Below are 17,438 nucleotides of genomic sequence, written 5' to 3'. Positions count from 1 at the left end.
GATTCATAATGTGTGATATTTTTAAAATTTATATTATGAAACTCTTTATTCTTTAGCAGTTTTCGCAATACTGCAATAATTATATTGACTTAAAGCGTGCTCCAAGTGATTTAGTGAAGCTGATGGTTATTCATTACCATGGTATTGCTAGTCACTGGTTCTTTGTGTGATATGATAACAGATACATACTTTATAGAGGAAGTACAATCATGACAATTGCCGAAGTAAGCCGTATGTTTGAAATTTCCGTAGATACGCTCCGCTATTATGAAAGAATCGGACTGCTTCCTGCTGTTCCGCGGACTCCCGACGGCATCCGTGATTACGGTGAAAAGGATTTGGGATGGATTGCGTTCATCAAATGCATGCGTAGTGCGGGACTGCCGACTGAAGCTTTGATTGAATACGTGGAGCTGTTTCAGCAGGGAGATGCCTCCACACAGGCACGGCTGGATATTTTGAAGGAACAGCGTACCCTGCTGAAAAAAAGGGTGCTGGAAATGCAGGCTACCCTGAAGCGGCTGTATACGAAAATCGAAGGCTATGAGGACGGGCTTGCAAGAGCGGAGAAAAAGCTGAGGACGTGATATCTCCCCAAGTGAGCGCAAGCATTACATGCAGTTATGTACATAGAGGGCAGGTGCCGGTTCGATATTCCTCACCTGCCTTTTATACGCTTTCTCATTCATTTCCTTTCAGAATATATTTTGCTGGAATTGTATTATAAGCAGCGTATTGTGTATTTTTCCATCTTGTTCCCCACGAAACAGAAGGGGTGCTCTGTGCTTTGATTCTGCGGTATCGGATATCGGAAATGGGGTATCTTCACAACAGCAGGTCATATCCGGTGAAAGTGTATTTCCAACAGCTTTTATCCTCACTTTTCCTGGTACCGTCTTCACTGCTGGGCATTTGCCATGTGCAGAATGTCCCTGTACACATAGGATAAAACGGATAAGGAAGTATTTGAAATCCGACAGGATGAGGTGAAAAGATGACATATCAGGATGAATATTATGACGATTATACAGACAACTATGCAGTGTGTGAGGATGAGCATGCTCTGCAAGAGGACATTCCAACAGATACCTGCTGTGAACCCTATTCCCATACATGTTGTCCGGGGCCGAGAGGTCCAAGGGGCTTTCGCGGGCCTGCAGGTCCGACAGGACCTATGGGACCGACAGGGCCGGGCATTGGAGTAACCGGACCGACGGGGCCTACCGGAGCTACGGGAAATACCGGGGCAGATGGGGCTACGGGGCCAACCGGGCCGCGGGGAGCAACAGGGGCTACAGGAAATACCGGAGCCTCCGGCATCACAGGGGCTACAGGGGCAACTGGTGAAAATGGCGCTACCGGACCGACGGGTGCAACAGGACCTGCCGGAAGTCCTGGGCCACAGGGATTGATCGGACCAACGGGACCTACCGGAACCCCCGGTGTCACAGGACCGACGGGAAACATCGGACCAACCGGTTTAGATGGAAGAGATGGACCGACGGGTGCGACCGGAGCAACCGGCATGACCGGAGCAACAGGGGCTACCGGACCACGCGGGGCTACCGGGAATACAGGGGCAGATGGTGCAACCGGAGCGACAGGAACAACGGGTGCGACCGGGCCACAGGGACTTAGAGGATTGCAGGGACCGACAGGACCTACCGGATTAAGAGGTGCAACAGGGCCAACCGGAGCGGATGGAGCAATCGGTCCAACAGGACCAACCGGAAGCACAGGTCCGATTGGGGCTACCGGAGCAACCGGACCACGCGGTATTGAAACACAGTCCTTTGCCAGCTTTGCTGATTTTGCAAGAGCCTTTGAAAATGCTCAGCCAATGCCGTTATACCAAAGCATTGCGGATACAACCGGCAATATCACATCAACCTCCACGACTTCCCTGCTGCTGCAGCCGGGCTTCTATCAGATCTCACTGGAGGTCAGCACAATACTGTCTACAGCCGGCTATATGCAGATAACCCCGGCCTACAACGGAGCACCGCATATTGAATTTGGTATTTATTCACGAACAGGTTCCCCACAGAACACAGCTGAAGGCAGCAGTCATTTCATAATCGAGGTGACACAGGCAACCCCGTTTACCGTCAATTACAATTCCAATGTAGCAAATACGGACGGTCAGCTGACACTGGTCATCGTGAAGCTGGAGCGTTAAATAGACACCAGTCAGGTATCGATGCAGGCTTTCTGTGATAAATTATGAAATATAAAAAAAGGCGGACATTTACTGATGCCGTCTTTTTTCGTTGGGGGACTGCATCGCAGTCTCTTCCTTTCCGATACATGTGATCATCTTGGGGATGGATCATCACATACCCATATTTTACAGAAAATTCTGCCCAACGATAAGCTTTTCAGCGTAACTTGATACATATCTTATATTTTTTTAATCATTGCATTTCTCACAGGAAATCGTCAAAACGTACAGATATGCTGCTTCACAGATACATGCTTGGTTTTGGAATGTTTTAAAGCAACAAAAAAACCTGACAGCCCCGTCAGGTTTTTACTCGATTGTGGATACAAGGAAGGAATGGAGAATTCAATACTATTGCATGCATCAATAGAACCTGTATTCTCCATTTTACTAACATCATAATGCAGGAAAGAACCGTCTTGTCAGGAACAGGCTTCTTTTACGCTTCCTTTTGTGCGCCGTTTGTATCCTGGATGCCAATCATAACACAGCCCTGTATAACTGCCCCCTGATCAACACTTATGGATGCGGCTGTGATATCACCGCTCACCTGTGATTTTTCACTCAGGCGAATATGCCCTCCCGCATGAATATCTCCGCGAACAGCTCCGCCGTTTTCCAATGCAGTCGTTGTGATATTTCCTTCCACTGTGCTTTCCTGTGATATCTTCAGTGTTTCTTTGATTCAATATTACCATGTATTTCAGCCTGTATAACAGAGGCATCCTGACAGAGGATATCGCCTTCCACACTCCCATATATCTGAATACGCTTGCTGCATTTGATATTCCCCTTTACACGACCGTAAATTGTCAGGTCATCATCCGTACTGACATCACCTGTTACTTCTGTATGTTCTCCAATCAGAGAAGCACTTTCCTGCGGCTTTACAGGTTGCTGCGCATCTTTGTTTTCTTCCATTTTAGTCATATCCTCCTTCTTGGGTTCTGAATGAACCACTTCATCCTCTGGCAGATCATGTACATGATTCTGCTGTCTGGATTCATATATTCTTTTCTGTTTCTGATACCAGCCCATAAGCATCCCCCTTTCAAGGAATTACAGTCTTCTGATATATGTATAAATATATCATTTTGGCATAATAATTAAAATACAAAAAAGGCAAAAAAACGCTTTATTTATCGGTTAATTTCACTTTTTTATCACAAAACTTGACATTTGTATAATCCGTATATTTTAACACCATGTTGATTTTATAAAAGATGATGCATCAAAGGACCGCATCCGTGTTTTCACCTTTATATTTATCTCTATATTTATAGAAACAAGCTGTATGATAGAGGTTTTCCTTCAAGCATCAAAACTGCCTGTGTTCTTTTTCAATGCAGCGGCTAAAATGAAAAGCCGGTTTACAGGATTGCATACGTTTCTGTATATCGACTGTTATTTTATTTCTTATGATGCTAAAAGGTATGTTCGTGCTCGCTCTGCAGCACCTTTACATATTTATAAAAGGTGGCCTTTTTCAGTGAGGTCCTTCTGCGGTAGGTCTCCAGCGGGATATGGTTCTTCTGACAGTATTCCACCTGTTCCCGGAAATCCTCCGGCAGGCTTGCACGCGGTCTTCCATAGCTCCCCGCTCCCTCTTTCTTCTTTTCCAGCGCCTTTACGATCCCCTCATACTGTGCCTTCTTCAGCTCTTCCCGCTTCTTTTTCTCCTCACGCTTCATCAGATACAGGATGTCCAGATACACATCCGGTGTTATCCGTGCATCCTTCACCTGTATGTGGATATCCTTTTCTCCACAGTAGCGCAGCTTCTCCTCCAGGTCGCTTTCATCCTGTGCAAATGCACTGAACGACAGCACCTCCAGCACATCCCGCTCCATCAGCTTCCCCTTCAGTTCTCCCCAATTATCCTCATATCTTCTTACACACATGACTCAGCTCTCCTTACTTCTCTTCTTCCCCCAGCTTCTGCCTGTTTTGTCACTGTCCTTCCCTTTACTTCTACATATTATCACATTTAAAGAATAGTGGAGATACGAAAAATACCCCTAAAAAAGGGGTTTCTAAAACGTTTTGATTACAGCATTACAAAGGCATTGAACAATTTGAAGTAGTTAACGCTCTGAAAATGATTCAAAAAAAGTGCGGGATTTCCGCACATTATATTCCCATATCCTGAATGATCAATGCCTCCAGCTTTTTCCACATCCAAATATCACTAACAGCATCGAGAAGCATACAAATTCCGGTTCCCACAACCATAAATTCACTATGTAAATGAAATTGTAAGGCAAGTGCAGCTGTAGCTATCATCTTCGCAGCCGTAACAAGCGCAGCAATCCACCATTTTGAATATTGCAGATGCCGTATTCTACCTGTAATAATCAAATTGCTGAAAGCATGCAGAAAGGTGACAAAGGCCAGAACAGCCGGCAGTGTGTCATAAACCTCCTCCGGATTCGTCAGCATCCACACCCCCAGAAAGCTGACCAGCAGACACTCTACCAGGGATAGTAGTGAAATCAGAAAACGCTCGTCCTCCTCCAGAAATAAAATAAGCTGCGGTACACCCTGAAACAGCAGCATAACGCCTCCGATAAACGTCATCAAATCCGGACTAACCGGATACAGAAGCATAAACATTATACCAAAGCAGCTCCACATCAATGATTGATACAGACCATTCCATTTTAGTCTATGTACATATTTAATAGAAAAAAGCATACGATCCCTCCATGCGTATCCCTATGGTATCACGAACAGATAGGAAAAGAAAGCTTGTACTGCAAAAAAGTCATAAGAAATTTTCACCGGCATTCATAATGAAGCTGCGGGCTAAACACAGGTTCGGCAGAAAGAAAAATGTAAGAATATCGCATATAGGCTTCATCTGTCAAATATGATATAATTTTACCTATAGCGGGAGGTAGAGAATGAAAATACTGGATACCCTTGGGAAAACAAAGAAAGCTATCGGCGGCGTTGTGGCCATCTGTATACTGGCTGCGGTCATCTTCTTTGCAGGAACCGTTTTCGGAGGAAAACAAAGTGAACCGAAAATCACATCAACAGCACTGACACAGCAGCTGCAGGAGGTCAATGACCTTGCCGTCATGGAATATAATTATACGAAGGTGGGGAAATTTGAGAATTCACTGACCTTAAACGGATGGAATATCCCGTTGACAAAAAAAAGCTTTCTGCTTACGTATGCAGGACAGCTGAAGGCCGGTGTGAGAATGGATCAGGCCGAGGTTGATGTAAAAGGAAAAACGATAACCGTTTTACTGCCGGAGGTTGAAATTCTGAGTAATATCATCGATGAGAAGAGCATAGAGGTATATGATGAAACAAAGAATATTTTCAATCCGATCAGCATTGAGGACTATACGGCATTTGCAACTCAGCAGAAGGATAAGGTAGCGGATGAAGCAGTGGAAAACGGGCTGCTCAGTGAGGCGGCGACAAAATCGCAATCCGCAATCCGTAAATTCTTCAATATGATACCGGAAATCAAAGAGCAGTACAGCATCGAAGTAAAATTCAAATCATAAGGAGGAAAAGGAAGTTATGGTAAAGCACATACTGTTTGTGAAAATGAAGGATAATTCCATCGAGCAATGTGAGAAAGTGAAGGCATTGTTCTTATCCATGAAGGAGCAGATTCCATTTCTGCGGGAGGTGCAGGTCGGAATTGACTATCTGCATTCCCAGCGTTCTTATGATGTCGTTCTGGAGCTTGTGGTGGATGATCGGCAGGCATTGGAGGACTATCAGAAAAACACCTACCATGTAGAAAAGGTAAAGCCTTATATTCATGCCGTGCGAAGTGGCAGTGCAACTGTTGATTATGAATACTGAGGAATGCAAACGTTTGCGGCTGCTTTCTCATTTAAGAATCCGTATTCTATTGTTAACACAATTGGCGGATTCCCTTTTTGTTTTCCTGAAACAGTGCATTTCATCAGAAGCCAAAGCTTCATATCGGTCTTATTTCTCTGCCAGATACAAGCGTACACCCATGGAGCTGTATCTCTGCTGTATCTCCCCGCTCAGCTCACTGTCACTCAAAATTCCCTTGATATCTGACAGCTGACAGATCGTTTTAAATGCCTTTTTGAAAAACTTGCTGTGATCTGCACAAACTATTGTTTCCTCTGCATGCTCATGCATCATGCGCTTCATTATATTTTCATCGGTTGCAGAGCTGGTGATTCCGGCAATCGGATCGATTCCGTTGGGTGAAAGAAAAAATACATCACTGTTCATTCGCTTCATTGCCTCAACTGCCACATCATCATGGAACGATTCGTGCTTCTTATCCAGCCGTCCGGCCATTAAAAACACCTCTATATGCTCACAATGAACAAGGGCATTGGCTACAGGAAGAGAATAGGTGATAACCGTACAGCGGCAGGATGCGTCTGCCAGCTTCTTTGCAATAGCACAACAGGTGGTACCGGCATCCAATGCAACATTCATCCCTTCTTTGATCAGATGCGCAACGGCGTAGTCAGCCATCTTATCCTTCAGATCCATATGGAGCGATTCTCTGGCAGAAAAAATAGTATTTTGCGGCATTCTTCCAATACTTACCGCACCACCGGGAATACGTTTCAGCAGCTGCTTTTTTTCTAGTACTGTCAGGTCGTTTCGAATCGTTGCCGGTGAGACATGAAACAGCTCACACAGCTCAAGAACCTGCATATGCTCCTGCTCCTGGAGCACTTCACAGATTCTCTGATGCCGACGCCTTGCTTTCTTATCATTATTCATTCCACTCACCTCATATATACAAGTTTATTATAACAGAATTGCCAAAGACTTTGTGTTTATGCACTTTAATTTTTGTTTTTTTTTAAGAAAACAACAAATTTCCTCTCACATAACAAAAAGTTTATACATTCTTAAGAAGATACGAAAAGAATCTTAACGATTATTGGCCATAATAGACAATAAAGAAAGTTTAGGTGATGAAATGGAAGTTACGAACACAGCCATCAAAGGACTTACACAGAAGCAGGTAGAAGAACGCATAAGAAATCATCAGAGAAACAGCGTATCGCATTCTATTACGAAGACTCACGGGCAGATTTTCAAAGAAAACATATGCACCCTATTTAATCTGCTTAATATATTGATTGCACTGGGACTGGTGCTGGTAAATGCCTGGTCGAATTTATTTTTTCTAGCTGTGATTATCTGCAATATCGTAATTGGCATTCTGCAGGAGCTGCATGCGAAGAAGCTGGTAGATGACCTTTCCCTGCTTATGCGGCAAAAGGTTTCCGTCATGCGGGATGGTGTAGTATGCAGTGTAGATGTTCAGGATCTCGTTGTGGATGATATCATGGTTCTGTCCAGCGGTGAACAAATTGTCTGTGATGCCGTCCTTATACAGGGAGAGGCTGAAGTTAATGAAGCCTTATTAAGTGGTGAATCCGATCCCATTCATAAACGCAAAAAGGATCAGCTTTTATCCGGAAGCTCCATAATATCCGGAAAATGTTATGCACGGATTATCCATGTCGGTGAGGAGAATTACGCAAATCGTATCGCCAGTGAGGTAAAGGAAGTCCGTGCAGTTAATTCCCGGCTGTTAAATGCCATGAAGCGTATTACAAGATTGAGTGGTTATGCAATTATTCCCTTAGGTATTTTGTTGTTTCTGGAGGCCTGGGGATTTCGGGGAGATTCCATACAGGAAAGTGTTATCACAAGCTCCGCTGCATTGCTGGGAATGCTTCCCAAGGGTCTTGTTCTTTTGATCAGTGTATCCCTGGCGGCGGGAGTAAGCCGCATGGCAAAGCATAAGGTTCTTATACAGGATCTGTATTCACTGGAAACACTGGCCAATGTCGACACATTGTGTCTGGATAAGACAGGAACCATTACCACCGGAGATTTAAAGGTGGAAGCACTGCTTCCCCTTTGCGATGAAGCGGAAACAGATATGGAATATATTCGCTCCTTTTTACACTACAGCGACGATAACAATGCAACCTATCAGGCGCTTTGTGCGCAGATCAGTCCCTGTGCGGTACATGAGCCGAAAGCGAGGATTCCATTTTCCTCGCTTCGCAAATGGAGCAGCGCATATTTTGAAGGCTATGGTTCTCTGGTTATGGGAGCGCCGGAAAAGCTGCTGGAGAAGCTGGATACTTCCTTTTCTGCTATTATGGAAGAAGGTAAGCGAATGGTTGTGATCGGCAGATGTGCTCAGGTGATCGACAAGGATGCACCACTCCCAATCATCCAACCCTTGTATGCTGTCATCTTTACCGATACCATACGTCCGCATGTAGAAAAAACGCTGCAGTTTTTTCGGGAGGAGGATGTGAATATCAAAATCATATCCGGTGATCATATAACTGCGGTTTCCGCTATCGCCAGGCAGGCAGGACTTCATAACTGGAATGCCTGCCTGGATATGAGTGGAATCGGTGATGATCCATTCGTTATTGAGCAGCTTGCTGAACAGTATGCTGTATTCGGCAGGGTAACTCCGTTACAGAAAAAGCTGCTTGTACAGGCATTGCAGAAAAAGGGTCACGCAGTCGCAATGAGTGGTGATGGTGTAAATGATATGCTTGCATTGAAGGAAGCGGATTGCAGTATTGCAATCGCACAGGGGAGTGATGCTGTTAAGCAGATGTCACAAATTGTATTGCTGGATTCCGATTTCTCAGCTTTGCCGATGATTCTGAAGGAAGGACGCCGCGTGGTGAATAACGCGACAAGAGTTGCCGGAGTGTTCTTTATTAAGACCATATATTCCATCCTGCTATCAGTCCTCTGTATTGTTATGAATCTTCCTTTTCCATTCATCCCGATTCAGATAACCCTGATTGATCTTGCAATAGAAGCCTTTCCATCCTTCCTTACCATGCTGGAACCGGATCACAGGAAAGTGAATGGTGATTTTCTTTCCACCGTACTCCGCAATGCGCTACCCAACGCGATTGCCATTGTATACAGCTTTTTGGCTATTGAGTTCATGAGTGACGGCTTTTCCATCCGCTATGATGAGGCGGTTACAATGATGTATGTATGTGTTGCAGTTATTTCCATGCTGGCTGTATACCATTCCTCACGTCCCTTGAATCGTTTGCGGACGCTGATCTGCATTTGCATGACTGCAGGATTCATATTAGCCATTCTATTATTTCATAATCTGCTTCATATCACGTTACTATCCTTTCGACTCCTTATCCTGACCGCAATACTGGCGCTATCCGCTATTCTCGTACGTCAAATCCTAATGCTTTTACTGCCATGGATTCCCGGCCTTCGTCCTCAGCCAAACAATGCGAGACAGCATTCCCTATCCTGATGTTTAAAAACAGGCAGAACGGTGTATACTCTTACTGTTCTGCTTTTCTCATGCAGAAGCTGATTATTTCGAATTATATCCGTTTAATTTTTGCGTTTATCATCTTTTCATTATAAAAGATTATGGTATAATACTAAAGACGGCATTTATTTTTATCCCATAATAAGATTGTATCCAATCAGAAACAAGTAGAAATTACGTTTCTGATTGGATACGGGATATTTTACAGTTATCCTTGCAGTTAAAAGGATATACTACAGGTCTTTTCAGCCTTCGCTCACCTTAGGCCTTATTCCTAGCAATTTCAAACAAAAACCAAGATATTTCACAAATGTCCCTGTACCTCATCTGGATAGAGGGTCCGCCTCCTAAGCGGAACGTAGTTGGTTCGAGTCCAATCAGGGACGCCATTTTAAAGGGTTTTAAGCACATTGACACCAAACTGTCGATGTGTTTTTTTACTTTCAAGAAGATTTATTCTTGTGGATATTTCACAAATATTTCTGGATGGAGTCAAACGCTTTTCGGTTGAATTGCTAAGAAAAATCGTATTTTGCTAACATGACTAGCCATGACAATCAAGGATTAGAAGTGAATCAAAAAGACGAATAGGCTTTATTATGAAAAAAGCTATTGATTTCTCAATAACTTTATCTTAATGCATCTATCAGCTGTTTCATCTATTTCGGACTATCCTTCAAAGCACTTACCAGTGCATCTACATCCACCTTATTTTTCTTATGATCGATTTCTTTTCCATTTCGTTAAAAGGAATCATCAAGTTTCTGTGTATTTACTTTTTTATCTTCATCAAAATATAACTAAATACAACCGTTATCATATCTGCCTCAGTATGCCAAATTCATATATTTATGAACTATAGCTCAAACTGTTAACAATGATACCGCACCTTTTACTTTCTTCTTATCATTCAAACAGTAATCAGAAAGTACACTATCATTGAATCGTACAGCCTTATGTTAGAGTGGAGTAAATTCTATATTATTTACTTTCAGCCAAATCAATCTCAATCGTATTTATCAGTTCTTCCAAGGAAGACAAGTCATCCTTTAAATCTTGTGGTAAATAATCATTAACACTGTATTCGCTTACTCCCATTGACTTTTCCATATCTCTTAATGTATATTCTGCAATGATGTTGTTTTTATGCCTACATAACAGTAAGCCAATTGTAGGTTTATCTGACTTTATTTTCAATGTCTCATCAACAGCGGTCAAATAAAAACTAAGTTGTCCTGCGTATTCAGGTTTGAATTGTCCAATCTTCAATTCTATGACAACATAGCATTTTATAGTAATATTATAAAACAATAAGTCTATGAAAAAATCCTCACCTGCTATTTCAAGATGATATTGATTTCCTATGAAAGCGAATCCTTTTCCAAGTTCGAGTAAAACTTTTGTAATATTGTTCATCAATGCAGTTTCTAAATCTTTTTCTTTAATATTTTCCTGCAAATCTAAAAAGTCAAAAACATAAGGATCTTTCATAGTTTCTAGAATCAATTCACTTTGTGATACCTCCAATCTATTTTGGAAATTTGAAATTTTTTTATTCTCAACCTGTCTCATATAAAGATTTGTATCAATCTGATGGGCTAAAATGTTTTTAGACCATCCATTTTCTATTGTCTTTTCAATATACCATAGCCTTTCTTCCTTTGATTTGACTCTTAATATTTCTAAATTATGTGACCATGGAATTTGTGCAGCCACCGTCTGCACAAATTCAACTTCCTGATATTCTCGATAGAATCTTACCATGCTTTTTAAATTCCTTGTTGAGAATCCCTTCGATGAGGGAAATTCTCTTCTTATATCTTTTGATAAATTATCAACAAACTTATTTCCCCATTCACTATTAGCGTCTATGATTTTCCCAATATTCCAGTATAAATATATCATTTCCCTATTAGCATTCAATAAAGCTTTATGCTGTGCCATCCGTATTTGCTCTTTAATATTTTAAAAAACACTAACATAATTTTTATCTAGTATCATATCTTTATTTCCTCCACTAATTACAATTTATCTAGTAAACCAAAGTACCAATTTTTTTGTTAACTTGTTTATCACTCATAGCCCCACGTTGAGTAGTTATTTCCTTTTTGGGTCAACCAAATTATCTCATCTTTTATTAGCGCATTTATCGACATTTTATCGTTAGAGATTTTATAAATTAAAAACTGAAATTGATTTTTCATTGAATGCTCCTCCTTTTGAATTACTGCAGAAGCTAATAGCCCAAATACTCTTTCATCACTTCTAATATAATACTTGTAGTCATCTCGTAAATTTTGCTACGAATTTGTATACATATTGTATCATCAAATCGACTATAACAAAAGAATATATAAACTCTACAGATTAAATTTTTTCAATACCAGTACCATTGATGACTAATTGTATCGTATCCGTCATAGATAAAGGATATTTGCTTCTATCAAAACATCCTTTTGGCGCATGACCCTGATGGTCAAAATCTAACACTGATATCTTTTCACCATACAACGCAAGACAAGAACTCATACTGACAGCTGTCATCGTTTTGCCACTCCTTTCTATAAGCCGATCTTTTGCCGGCTATGTAAATGAAAAAAGGACTTCCAAATGAAAAGGAAATCCATAAGTATGGTACTATGTTTTATAAAAATCATCGGTCATAAAAAAAAGACCATAGATCCAGTTTGCTAACATGACATCTTAAAATCAGGCAATATCGCAAGGAACAGGTGGTACAAAAAAAGTGCTGGCCATCTTCAAAAAAAGCCTTTATCCATGGATTTTTTGAAGATCACAGGAGAAAAGAGGAGACCTGCCAAAAAGCGAAAAAAAGACCTCCAAAGCGGAACGTAGTTGGTTCGAGTCCTATCAGGGACGCCATTTTAAAGGGTTTAAAGCACATTGACACCAAACTGTCGATGTGTTTTTTTTTACTTTCAAGAAGATTTAATCTTGTGGATATTTCACAAATATTTCTGGATGGAGTCAAACGCTTTTCGGTTGAATTGCTAAGAAAAATCGTATTTTGCTAACATGACTAGATAAGACAATCAGAGATTGTATTGATAGACCAGGATAAGTAGGTCGGTGCATTCTTTTTTCTTACTCTCCAACTCATGTAAGTTCACATTTTCTAATCAATTCATACGGATTTCATAAAGTCTTCCGTCAACTGTAGCAGATAATTTCATACTTGAAATCCATCATCCGATAGCTGCTATCGACGCCATAATAATGTTATAAATCAAATTCATGTTCAATATCTTCTTTCATCAAGAGTTCCTCGGCTGCCCACATTTTTTCTGCTAAAAATTATTCATGATTCCTTTTCCATCTATTGTATACAGCTTTCTTTCACCTCCTTCAACGAAAGACCATCGCTTTAATTATCAGCATATTAATGATAAAAAGAAACTTCAAATACCATCGCCATATACCGCAATCGTATCGAAGTCTCCTTCTTTTCTTTATGACAGCTGTCGGACCTATATCATATCCGAACGCTCATTCATTTGCTTCTTCAGAAATAGAAAACTCTTTATTTCTTCTATTTCGCCTTCTGCAAATAAATCATACCGAGGAAAGTCGTCCCCTGCAAAGAAGCATCCCCTGTTTTCTGCATGACCTCCTGTGCAATCTGCTTGAACGCTTCATCCTCCAGACTATAATCTGTACGAAGCAGCGTCGAACCGTCTTTCTCCAGCTCACTGCTCAGCTTTTCCACAACCTCATCCTTGTTGTCGAAGAAACGCTTCTTTAAATGGTAATACTCCTTATCCTCCACATCAGCCTTATAAGCAGAAATTTCACTATCCATCATATACAGCTTATCCTCACTCAAGGTACCTCTGGCGACTTTGTCAGGAAGATTGAACAGAGCGTTACGCATAACCTCATTGTCATTATTCGTGCTGTCAATTGTCAGCCACTGTCCATCGATATTCACGCGATTCCACGCATGTGGGACATTTCCGTTAAGATATCCGGTAACCACAATGGAATCCAGACCAGCCTCATCCGCAAGCAGCTTGAAGCTGGCTGCATAGCTGGCACATACTCCCTTTTTCTTCAACAGAATACCATAGGCATTAAAGGAATCATGAAAGCTTTCATCCACGTATTTGAAGTCGTTTTTCTCTGCATTTTCAAGAGCTGCATTATCATACTCCGCGCTCGTGCACAGATAATCATTGATTGCAATTTCTTTCTCCAGATTGCTCATCCCATCCTTGATGATTTCCTTCGCGACCTTCTTTACCTCTGCCTGAATCGCCTCCTGCTTCTCTTTCATTTCCTCCCGTGTCATATCGTATTGAATCAGCAAATCATTCGTATTCGTATCAAGCGATATGGAGCGCACCCCCAGGATGAGCGGATTCTGATAAACTGCCTCATTCCATGCATCCACCAGATAATTGCGGTCACTGCTTTCCCTGAAGTCATTCAAAGAAACACGGGTATTTCCATTCAGCATGTTCACTGCGAGATATTCTCCCAGTGCACTGTTGGCGTACACATGCTCACTGATTGACGCATCCAGCTTAGCATCCTTTTCCATATCATCTGCGGCTTTGGCATCCTGCATATTGCTTTCTGATTTCAATGAGCCCCCCTTGCTGCGCAGGGAATCCTGACGATCCTTCAGCTTCTTCAGCTCCTGCGAATAGGTTTTTTTATTCACATAGAAAATTCTCGCCATGTCCTGAAAGGCTGTTCCATCGATGGTATACGGAATATCCAGATAATCGATTTTCTTTGTACCGGTGATATTACCTTCATCATCTGTGATTCCAAAGCTGCCGTTTTTCAGCTCAGCCTTATCGATATCATATGTTATCAGCCGCTGTGACAGCTTACCGTCACACATGACAATCCAGCGATAGGATGGCAGCAATCCAACCTCCCTATCAGCGTATTTGGAAACCTTATCCGACTTATTTTTCGCCAGTGCCTCCCGATACGGCAGCAACGAGGCGATATCGTTCCCGTTGAAGGTCTCGGAAATACGTGAGGTTCCCTTGTCATTCATCGCAATCACACCCCATACCTTGGTCGTAGTCTTCAATTCTGCTTTCTTTGCATCATCGGCTGTGACATCATCCTCAGAGCTGAACAGCTTCGTCATATTGAAATCCTTGTTAACCAGCAGGCCATCCCTGTCATTTTCTGCCTTCCATTCGGTTTTATTTGTAATGAGCTTCTCGCTCAGCTGTGTATCAGTGAAATTGTTCTTCATATCATAGTTGTAATAGAACACCATGTATTGATCTGCCCCCGCAACAGCATCCCAACGCAGCTGTGGAGTCCCATCATCACTGACAGAAAATTCCACATTCGGAGTCGCAAGCTCTGTCTTCACTGAAAAAATGGTGACCTCCGGCTTTTTCAGCATTTCCCCTGTCTTCAAATCCATATACTGCACCATATAATATTGCCGGGCATTGCCCCAATCCCTGCTTTCTCCTCTTTCATACCGATTTTTCACAGAGGAGGTGGCGGTATCCGTAACGTAGAACTTCGGACGCTTTGGCGGATGGATTTGAATTGTATTGGATTCCTTATCAAATTCATAAACCGGATTCACCCTATCCTTAAAATCTGCATCCGCATACACATTTACAATCTGTGTAAAGTTTTTAATGTCGGGGTGATCCTTGATGTATTGTTCAAGATCAAACTCCAGCTTCTTTTCAAACACGTGATCTCTGGAAAGGTTAAACATCGGATCCGCATAGCTGACCTTTTCCTCTTCCTTATACTTCTGTTTGATATTGCTGGCCAGTCTGCTGTTATCCGCAAGGCCTGCCGGCTCCTTTTCCTTGCCGCTGCAGCCGCTGACAAGCAGTAACGCTGCTGCCAGAACTATCAGCATGGATGATTTTACAGCATGTTTCATTCCCATTACCTCTCTTTCCTTTTCACCTTATATACCTCTATATCCTCCAAAAGGTTGCATTTTTTTAATTTTTTTAAATTTACGTTTTTACAGGCTTCAGCTTTCATAGCACCAAGACCTTTCAAGCCTTATCGAATACAACAGAATCTGGCTATTCCCAAACACATCAAACTTTTTATATGCAATACGTTTCCATACGCTTTTGAATACAGAGCATAAAAGCAAAAATTCACCTAGAGACCCTCTTTGCATTCGAGCAGGAAATGAAAGACACAATCAATAGCAGCACTTCTCCTATCTTTATCCTTCATTACTCATCACAGCTCCTCACAAGTAAGCCCGGAAATTCCTTTATCCTGGCATGTGATAGCTGATGGTAGCTTTTGGCTTATTTCCAACGGATGCAACGTTTCCCATGTCCGATCCTCTTTATTTTGTTAAATTGTACAGAATCGTTATAAATTCCTTCTGTGATATACCGCTGCTTTGCAGCGTATATATGACTCCATGCTTGGAATATTGCGCCAGATACTGCCGGCTTCTGTCCGTAACTCCGCTTTTTTGCATAGCAGTATACAGACCGATTCCATTGAGCTGTGAATTCTGTCTTTCAACAATCGCTCCTGTCCCCTGCTCCACTTGAAGCCGGACAAACGCCTGTTCCTTTTCATAGCTCAGCTCGGCAAACAGCTCCGCTTTCCCATCCTTTCCCTTTGCCTGCACAGCCTCTTCCTTTGCTTTTGTAAACCCCCTTGGTAGTGGTGATATACCCACCTTCGTTGAGAGCAGTTCCTCCAGCGTATTCCATGAAATCGGTGTTCGCTTTCCCTCTATGCTGCCGGTCTGCACCTGCAAATTACTGATTTTCTCTGTTTTATCAAAGGTTAAAGCACCTTCCTCGAGCTCTACATAGGAAAATTCACTATCTTCCTGCAAGGCACTTATAAACACCGGCCCGCTATCCTTTTTCAGCTGCACTGCAGTGAACACGGAAATGCCGCAGATCACCAGAAGCACACACAAGACAGCGGCTTTTTTCCATAGCAGTATGCCATGTGGCTGTCCTGCGCTCTGCATCCGTTCAAGCGTCTGATTCCATACATCCTCCGGAATTTCCACATGATCCATAATGCTCTTATATTCATTGTTCTTCTGTGTCATCACGCAGCACTCCTTTCAGCATTTCTCTTCCCCGCTTCAGCTGGGATTTAACCGTTGATTCATTACGTTTTAAATATTGTGCAATCTGTGCAACGGAATACTGTTCGTAATAAAACAGATGGATCACGGTACGGTATTTCAGCGGAAGCTTTAATACCGCATAGTACAGCTCACTGTTTTGTTCCTCCTCGAAGGGGATATCCACTACAAGCTCCTCCGTCTTCCTGTACCATGAGCTCATAAAAAACTTTTTACTGCAATTGATTGTGACACGCAGCAGCCACGCCTTCAAATGTTCTTCACTGGCAAACGGCTTTTTGTTCTTCATAAGCCGCAGGAATACCTCCTGAAAGACATCCTGCGCATCACTGCGATTGCGCGTCTGCGAAAGAGCAAGCTTATATACCATCAATCCATAGGTTTCCAAGACAGTCTCCGCATCACCTGTTTCTATAGAAATACCCAAGCTGTTCCCTCCATCCTTAATACCATACGACAACCGGAAAGGTTGCATGCTTTTATAAAGTATAACAAAAAACCAGACGGGAAACAATTCCATCTGAAGTACGGATCAAGTAAAAAAGTGATGGGAGTAAACGCATTCACATGTATCTTAAACACAGCTCAATAAGAATACATTAAATAAGGAATAGAAGCACATTTGTAGTATCAATATTGCATAATCTTCATTTATGTAATTGTATCTTGCCTTATCAAATTTCAAGTTTCTATCATAATTTAATATAGAGAACCTCATAAGCCTTGAACTCTATCTGAAAGCTGCATAAAGTCTTAAAATCCCCTGCATTTTTCTCTGTATCGGAATTGATAAT

Annotated in this window: 15 protein-coding genes, 1 tRNA gene and 1 pseudogene; 6 read left to right on the top strand and 11 right to left on the bottom strand. The window is 42.0% G+C overall.

Translation table 11 applies throughout. The features are described 5' to 3' along the window. Window positions 1–209: 209 nt before the first annotated feature. Both ACESPQ_RS04010 and ACESPQ_RS04005 read left to right on the top strand, forming a co-directional pair. Window positions 210–587 carry a MerR family transcriptional regulator gene (locus ACESPQ_RS04010; RefSeq protein ID WP_002607902.1) on the top strand — a complete coding sequence of 126 codons (378 nt, stop codon included), beginning with the start codon at window positions 210–212 and terminating at the stop codon, window positions 585–587. 587 nt (window positions 588–1,174) lie between these two features. Beyond that, window positions 1,175–1,777, top strand: a pseudogene (locus tag ACESPQ_RS04005) (collagen-like protein); the annotation flags it as partial. A gap of 883 nt (window positions 1,778–2,660) precedes the next feature. Here the strand turns inward: ACESPQ_RS04005 and ACESPQ_RS04000 are convergent. The 4 genes from ACESPQ_RS04000 to ACESPQ_RS03985 all read right to left on the bottom strand — a co-directional run bounded on the left by ACESPQ_RS04000 (window position 2,661) and on the right by ACESPQ_RS03985 (window position 4,915). Next, complete coding sequence (locus ACESPQ_RS04000) at window positions 2,661–2,870, bottom strand: polymer-forming cytoskeletal protein (protein ID WP_373143956.1); 210 nt, start codon at window positions 2,868–2,870, stop codon at window positions 2,661–2,663. A gap of 20 nt (window positions 2,871–2,890) precedes the next feature. Next, the gene (locus ACESPQ_RS03995; protein ID WP_373143955.1) at window positions 2,891–3,259 is read right to left on the bottom strand and encodes a bactofilin family protein; all 369 of its coding nucleotides are present in this window, start codon (window positions 3,257–3,259) and stop codon (window positions 2,891–2,893) included. A 386-nt stretch (window positions 3,260–3,645) separates the two neighbouring features. After that, window positions 3,646–4,122, bottom strand: coding sequence for a hypothetical protein (locus tag ACESPQ_RS03990; protein ID WP_257271542.1), 477 nt, complete (start codon window positions 4,120–4,122; stop codon window positions 3,646–3,648). 229 nt (window positions 4,123–4,351) lie between these two features. Then, window positions 4,352–4,915 (bottom strand): hypothetical protein, encoded by a 564-nt coding sequence (locus ACESPQ_RS03985; protein WP_002607897.1) that lies wholly within the window; start codon window positions 4,913–4,915, stop codon window positions 4,352–4,354. A gap of 209 nt (window positions 4,916–5,124) precedes the next feature. Here ACESPQ_RS03985 and ACESPQ_RS03980 point away from each other — a divergent pair, with 209 nt between their 5' ends. Further along, window positions 5,125–5,745, top strand: coding sequence for a DUF4230 domain-containing protein (locus tag ACESPQ_RS03980; RefSeq protein ID WP_002607896.1), 621 nt, complete (start codon window positions 5,125–5,127; stop codon window positions 5,743–5,745). Between the two features lie 16 nt (window positions 5,746–5,761). Continuing rightward, window positions 5,762–6,052 (top strand): Dabb family protein, encoded by a 291-nt coding sequence (locus tag ACESPQ_RS03975; protein ID WP_002607895.1) that lies wholly within the window; start codon window positions 5,762–5,764, stop codon window positions 6,050–6,052. Between the two features lie 129 nt (window positions 6,053–6,181). Here the strand turns inward: ACESPQ_RS03975 and ACESPQ_RS03970 are convergent, their stop codons facing one another. Beyond that, entirely contained in the window at window positions 6,182–6,967 is a 786-nt protein-coding gene (locus ACESPQ_RS03970) for a DeoR/GlpR family DNA-binding transcription regulator (protein WP_118002953.1), read from the bottom strand. 202 nt (window positions 6,968–7,169) lie between these two features. Between ACESPQ_RS03970 and ACESPQ_RS03965 the strand changes: the two genes are divergently transcribed. Together ACESPQ_RS03965 and ACESPQ_RS03960 are read left to right on the top strand one after the other, a co-directional pair. Then, complete coding sequence (locus tag ACESPQ_RS03965; RefSeq protein WP_008819566.1) at window positions 7,170–9,524, top strand: HAD-IC family P-type ATPase; 2,355 nt, start codon at window positions 7,170–7,172, stop codon at window positions 9,522–9,524. Window positions 9,525–9,857: 333 nt separating this feature from the next. Then, a tRNA-Arg gene (locus ACESPQ_RS03960) sits at window positions 9,858–9,934 on the top strand. Window positions 9,935–10,526: 592 nt separating this feature from the next. Here ACESPQ_RS03960 and ACESPQ_RS03955 read toward each other — a convergent pair. The 6 genes from ACESPQ_RS03955 to ACESPQ_RS03930 all read right to left on the bottom strand — a co-directional run bounded on the left by ACESPQ_RS03955 (window position 10,527) and on the right by ACESPQ_RS03930 (window position 17,071). Beyond that, window positions 10,527–11,507: a PDDEXK nuclease domain-containing protein gene (locus ACESPQ_RS03955; RefSeq protein WP_373144117.1), complete on the bottom strand. Its 981-nt coding sequence runs from the start codon at window positions 11,505–11,507 to the stop codon at window positions 10,527–10,529. 110 nt (window positions 11,508–11,617) lie between these two features. Continuing rightward, the gene (locus tag ACESPQ_RS03950; RefSeq protein WP_002607835.1) at window positions 11,618–11,749 is read right to left on the bottom strand and encodes a hypothetical protein; all 132 of its coding nucleotides are present in this window, start codon (window positions 11,747–11,749) and stop codon (window positions 11,618–11,620) included. Between the two features lie 163 nt (window positions 11,750–11,912). Then, complete coding sequence (locus ACESPQ_RS03945) at window positions 11,913–12,089, bottom strand: hypothetical protein (protein WP_002607834.1); 177 nt, start codon at window positions 12,087–12,089, stop codon at window positions 11,913–11,915. Between the two features lie 1,006 nt (window positions 12,090–13,095). Continuing rightward, on the bottom strand, window positions 13,096–15,444 hold the full coding sequence (locus ACESPQ_RS03940) for a transglutaminase domain-containing protein (protein ID WP_257377218.1): 2,349 nt from the start codon (window positions 15,442–15,444) through the stop codon (window positions 13,096–13,098). Between the two features lie 429 nt (window positions 15,445–15,873). After that, window positions 15,874–16,605 (bottom strand): hypothetical protein, encoded by a 732-nt coding sequence (locus tag ACESPQ_RS03935; RefSeq protein ID WP_373143953.1) that lies wholly within the window; start codon window positions 16,603–16,605, stop codon window positions 15,874–15,876. After that, window positions 16,586–17,071 carry an RNA polymerase sigma factor gene (locus ACESPQ_RS03930; protein ID WP_002607831.1) on the bottom strand — a complete coding sequence of 162 codons (486 nt, stop codon included), beginning with the start codon at window positions 17,069–17,071 and terminating at the stop codon, window positions 16,586–16,588. Before ACESPQ_RS03930 ends, ACESPQ_RS03935 begins: the two co-directional genes overlap by 20 nt. Window positions 17,072–17,438: the final 367 nt, after the last annotated feature.

Source organism: Clostridium sp. HGF2 (genome assembly GCF_964240115.1).
Lineage (GTDB): Bacteria > Bacillota_I > Bacilli_A > Erysipelotrichales > Erysipelotrichaceae > Clostridium_AQ > Clostridium_AQ innocuum.
Note: the sequence above shows the minus strand (reverse complement) of the source record. Positions and strands in the feature narration are given on the sequence as shown.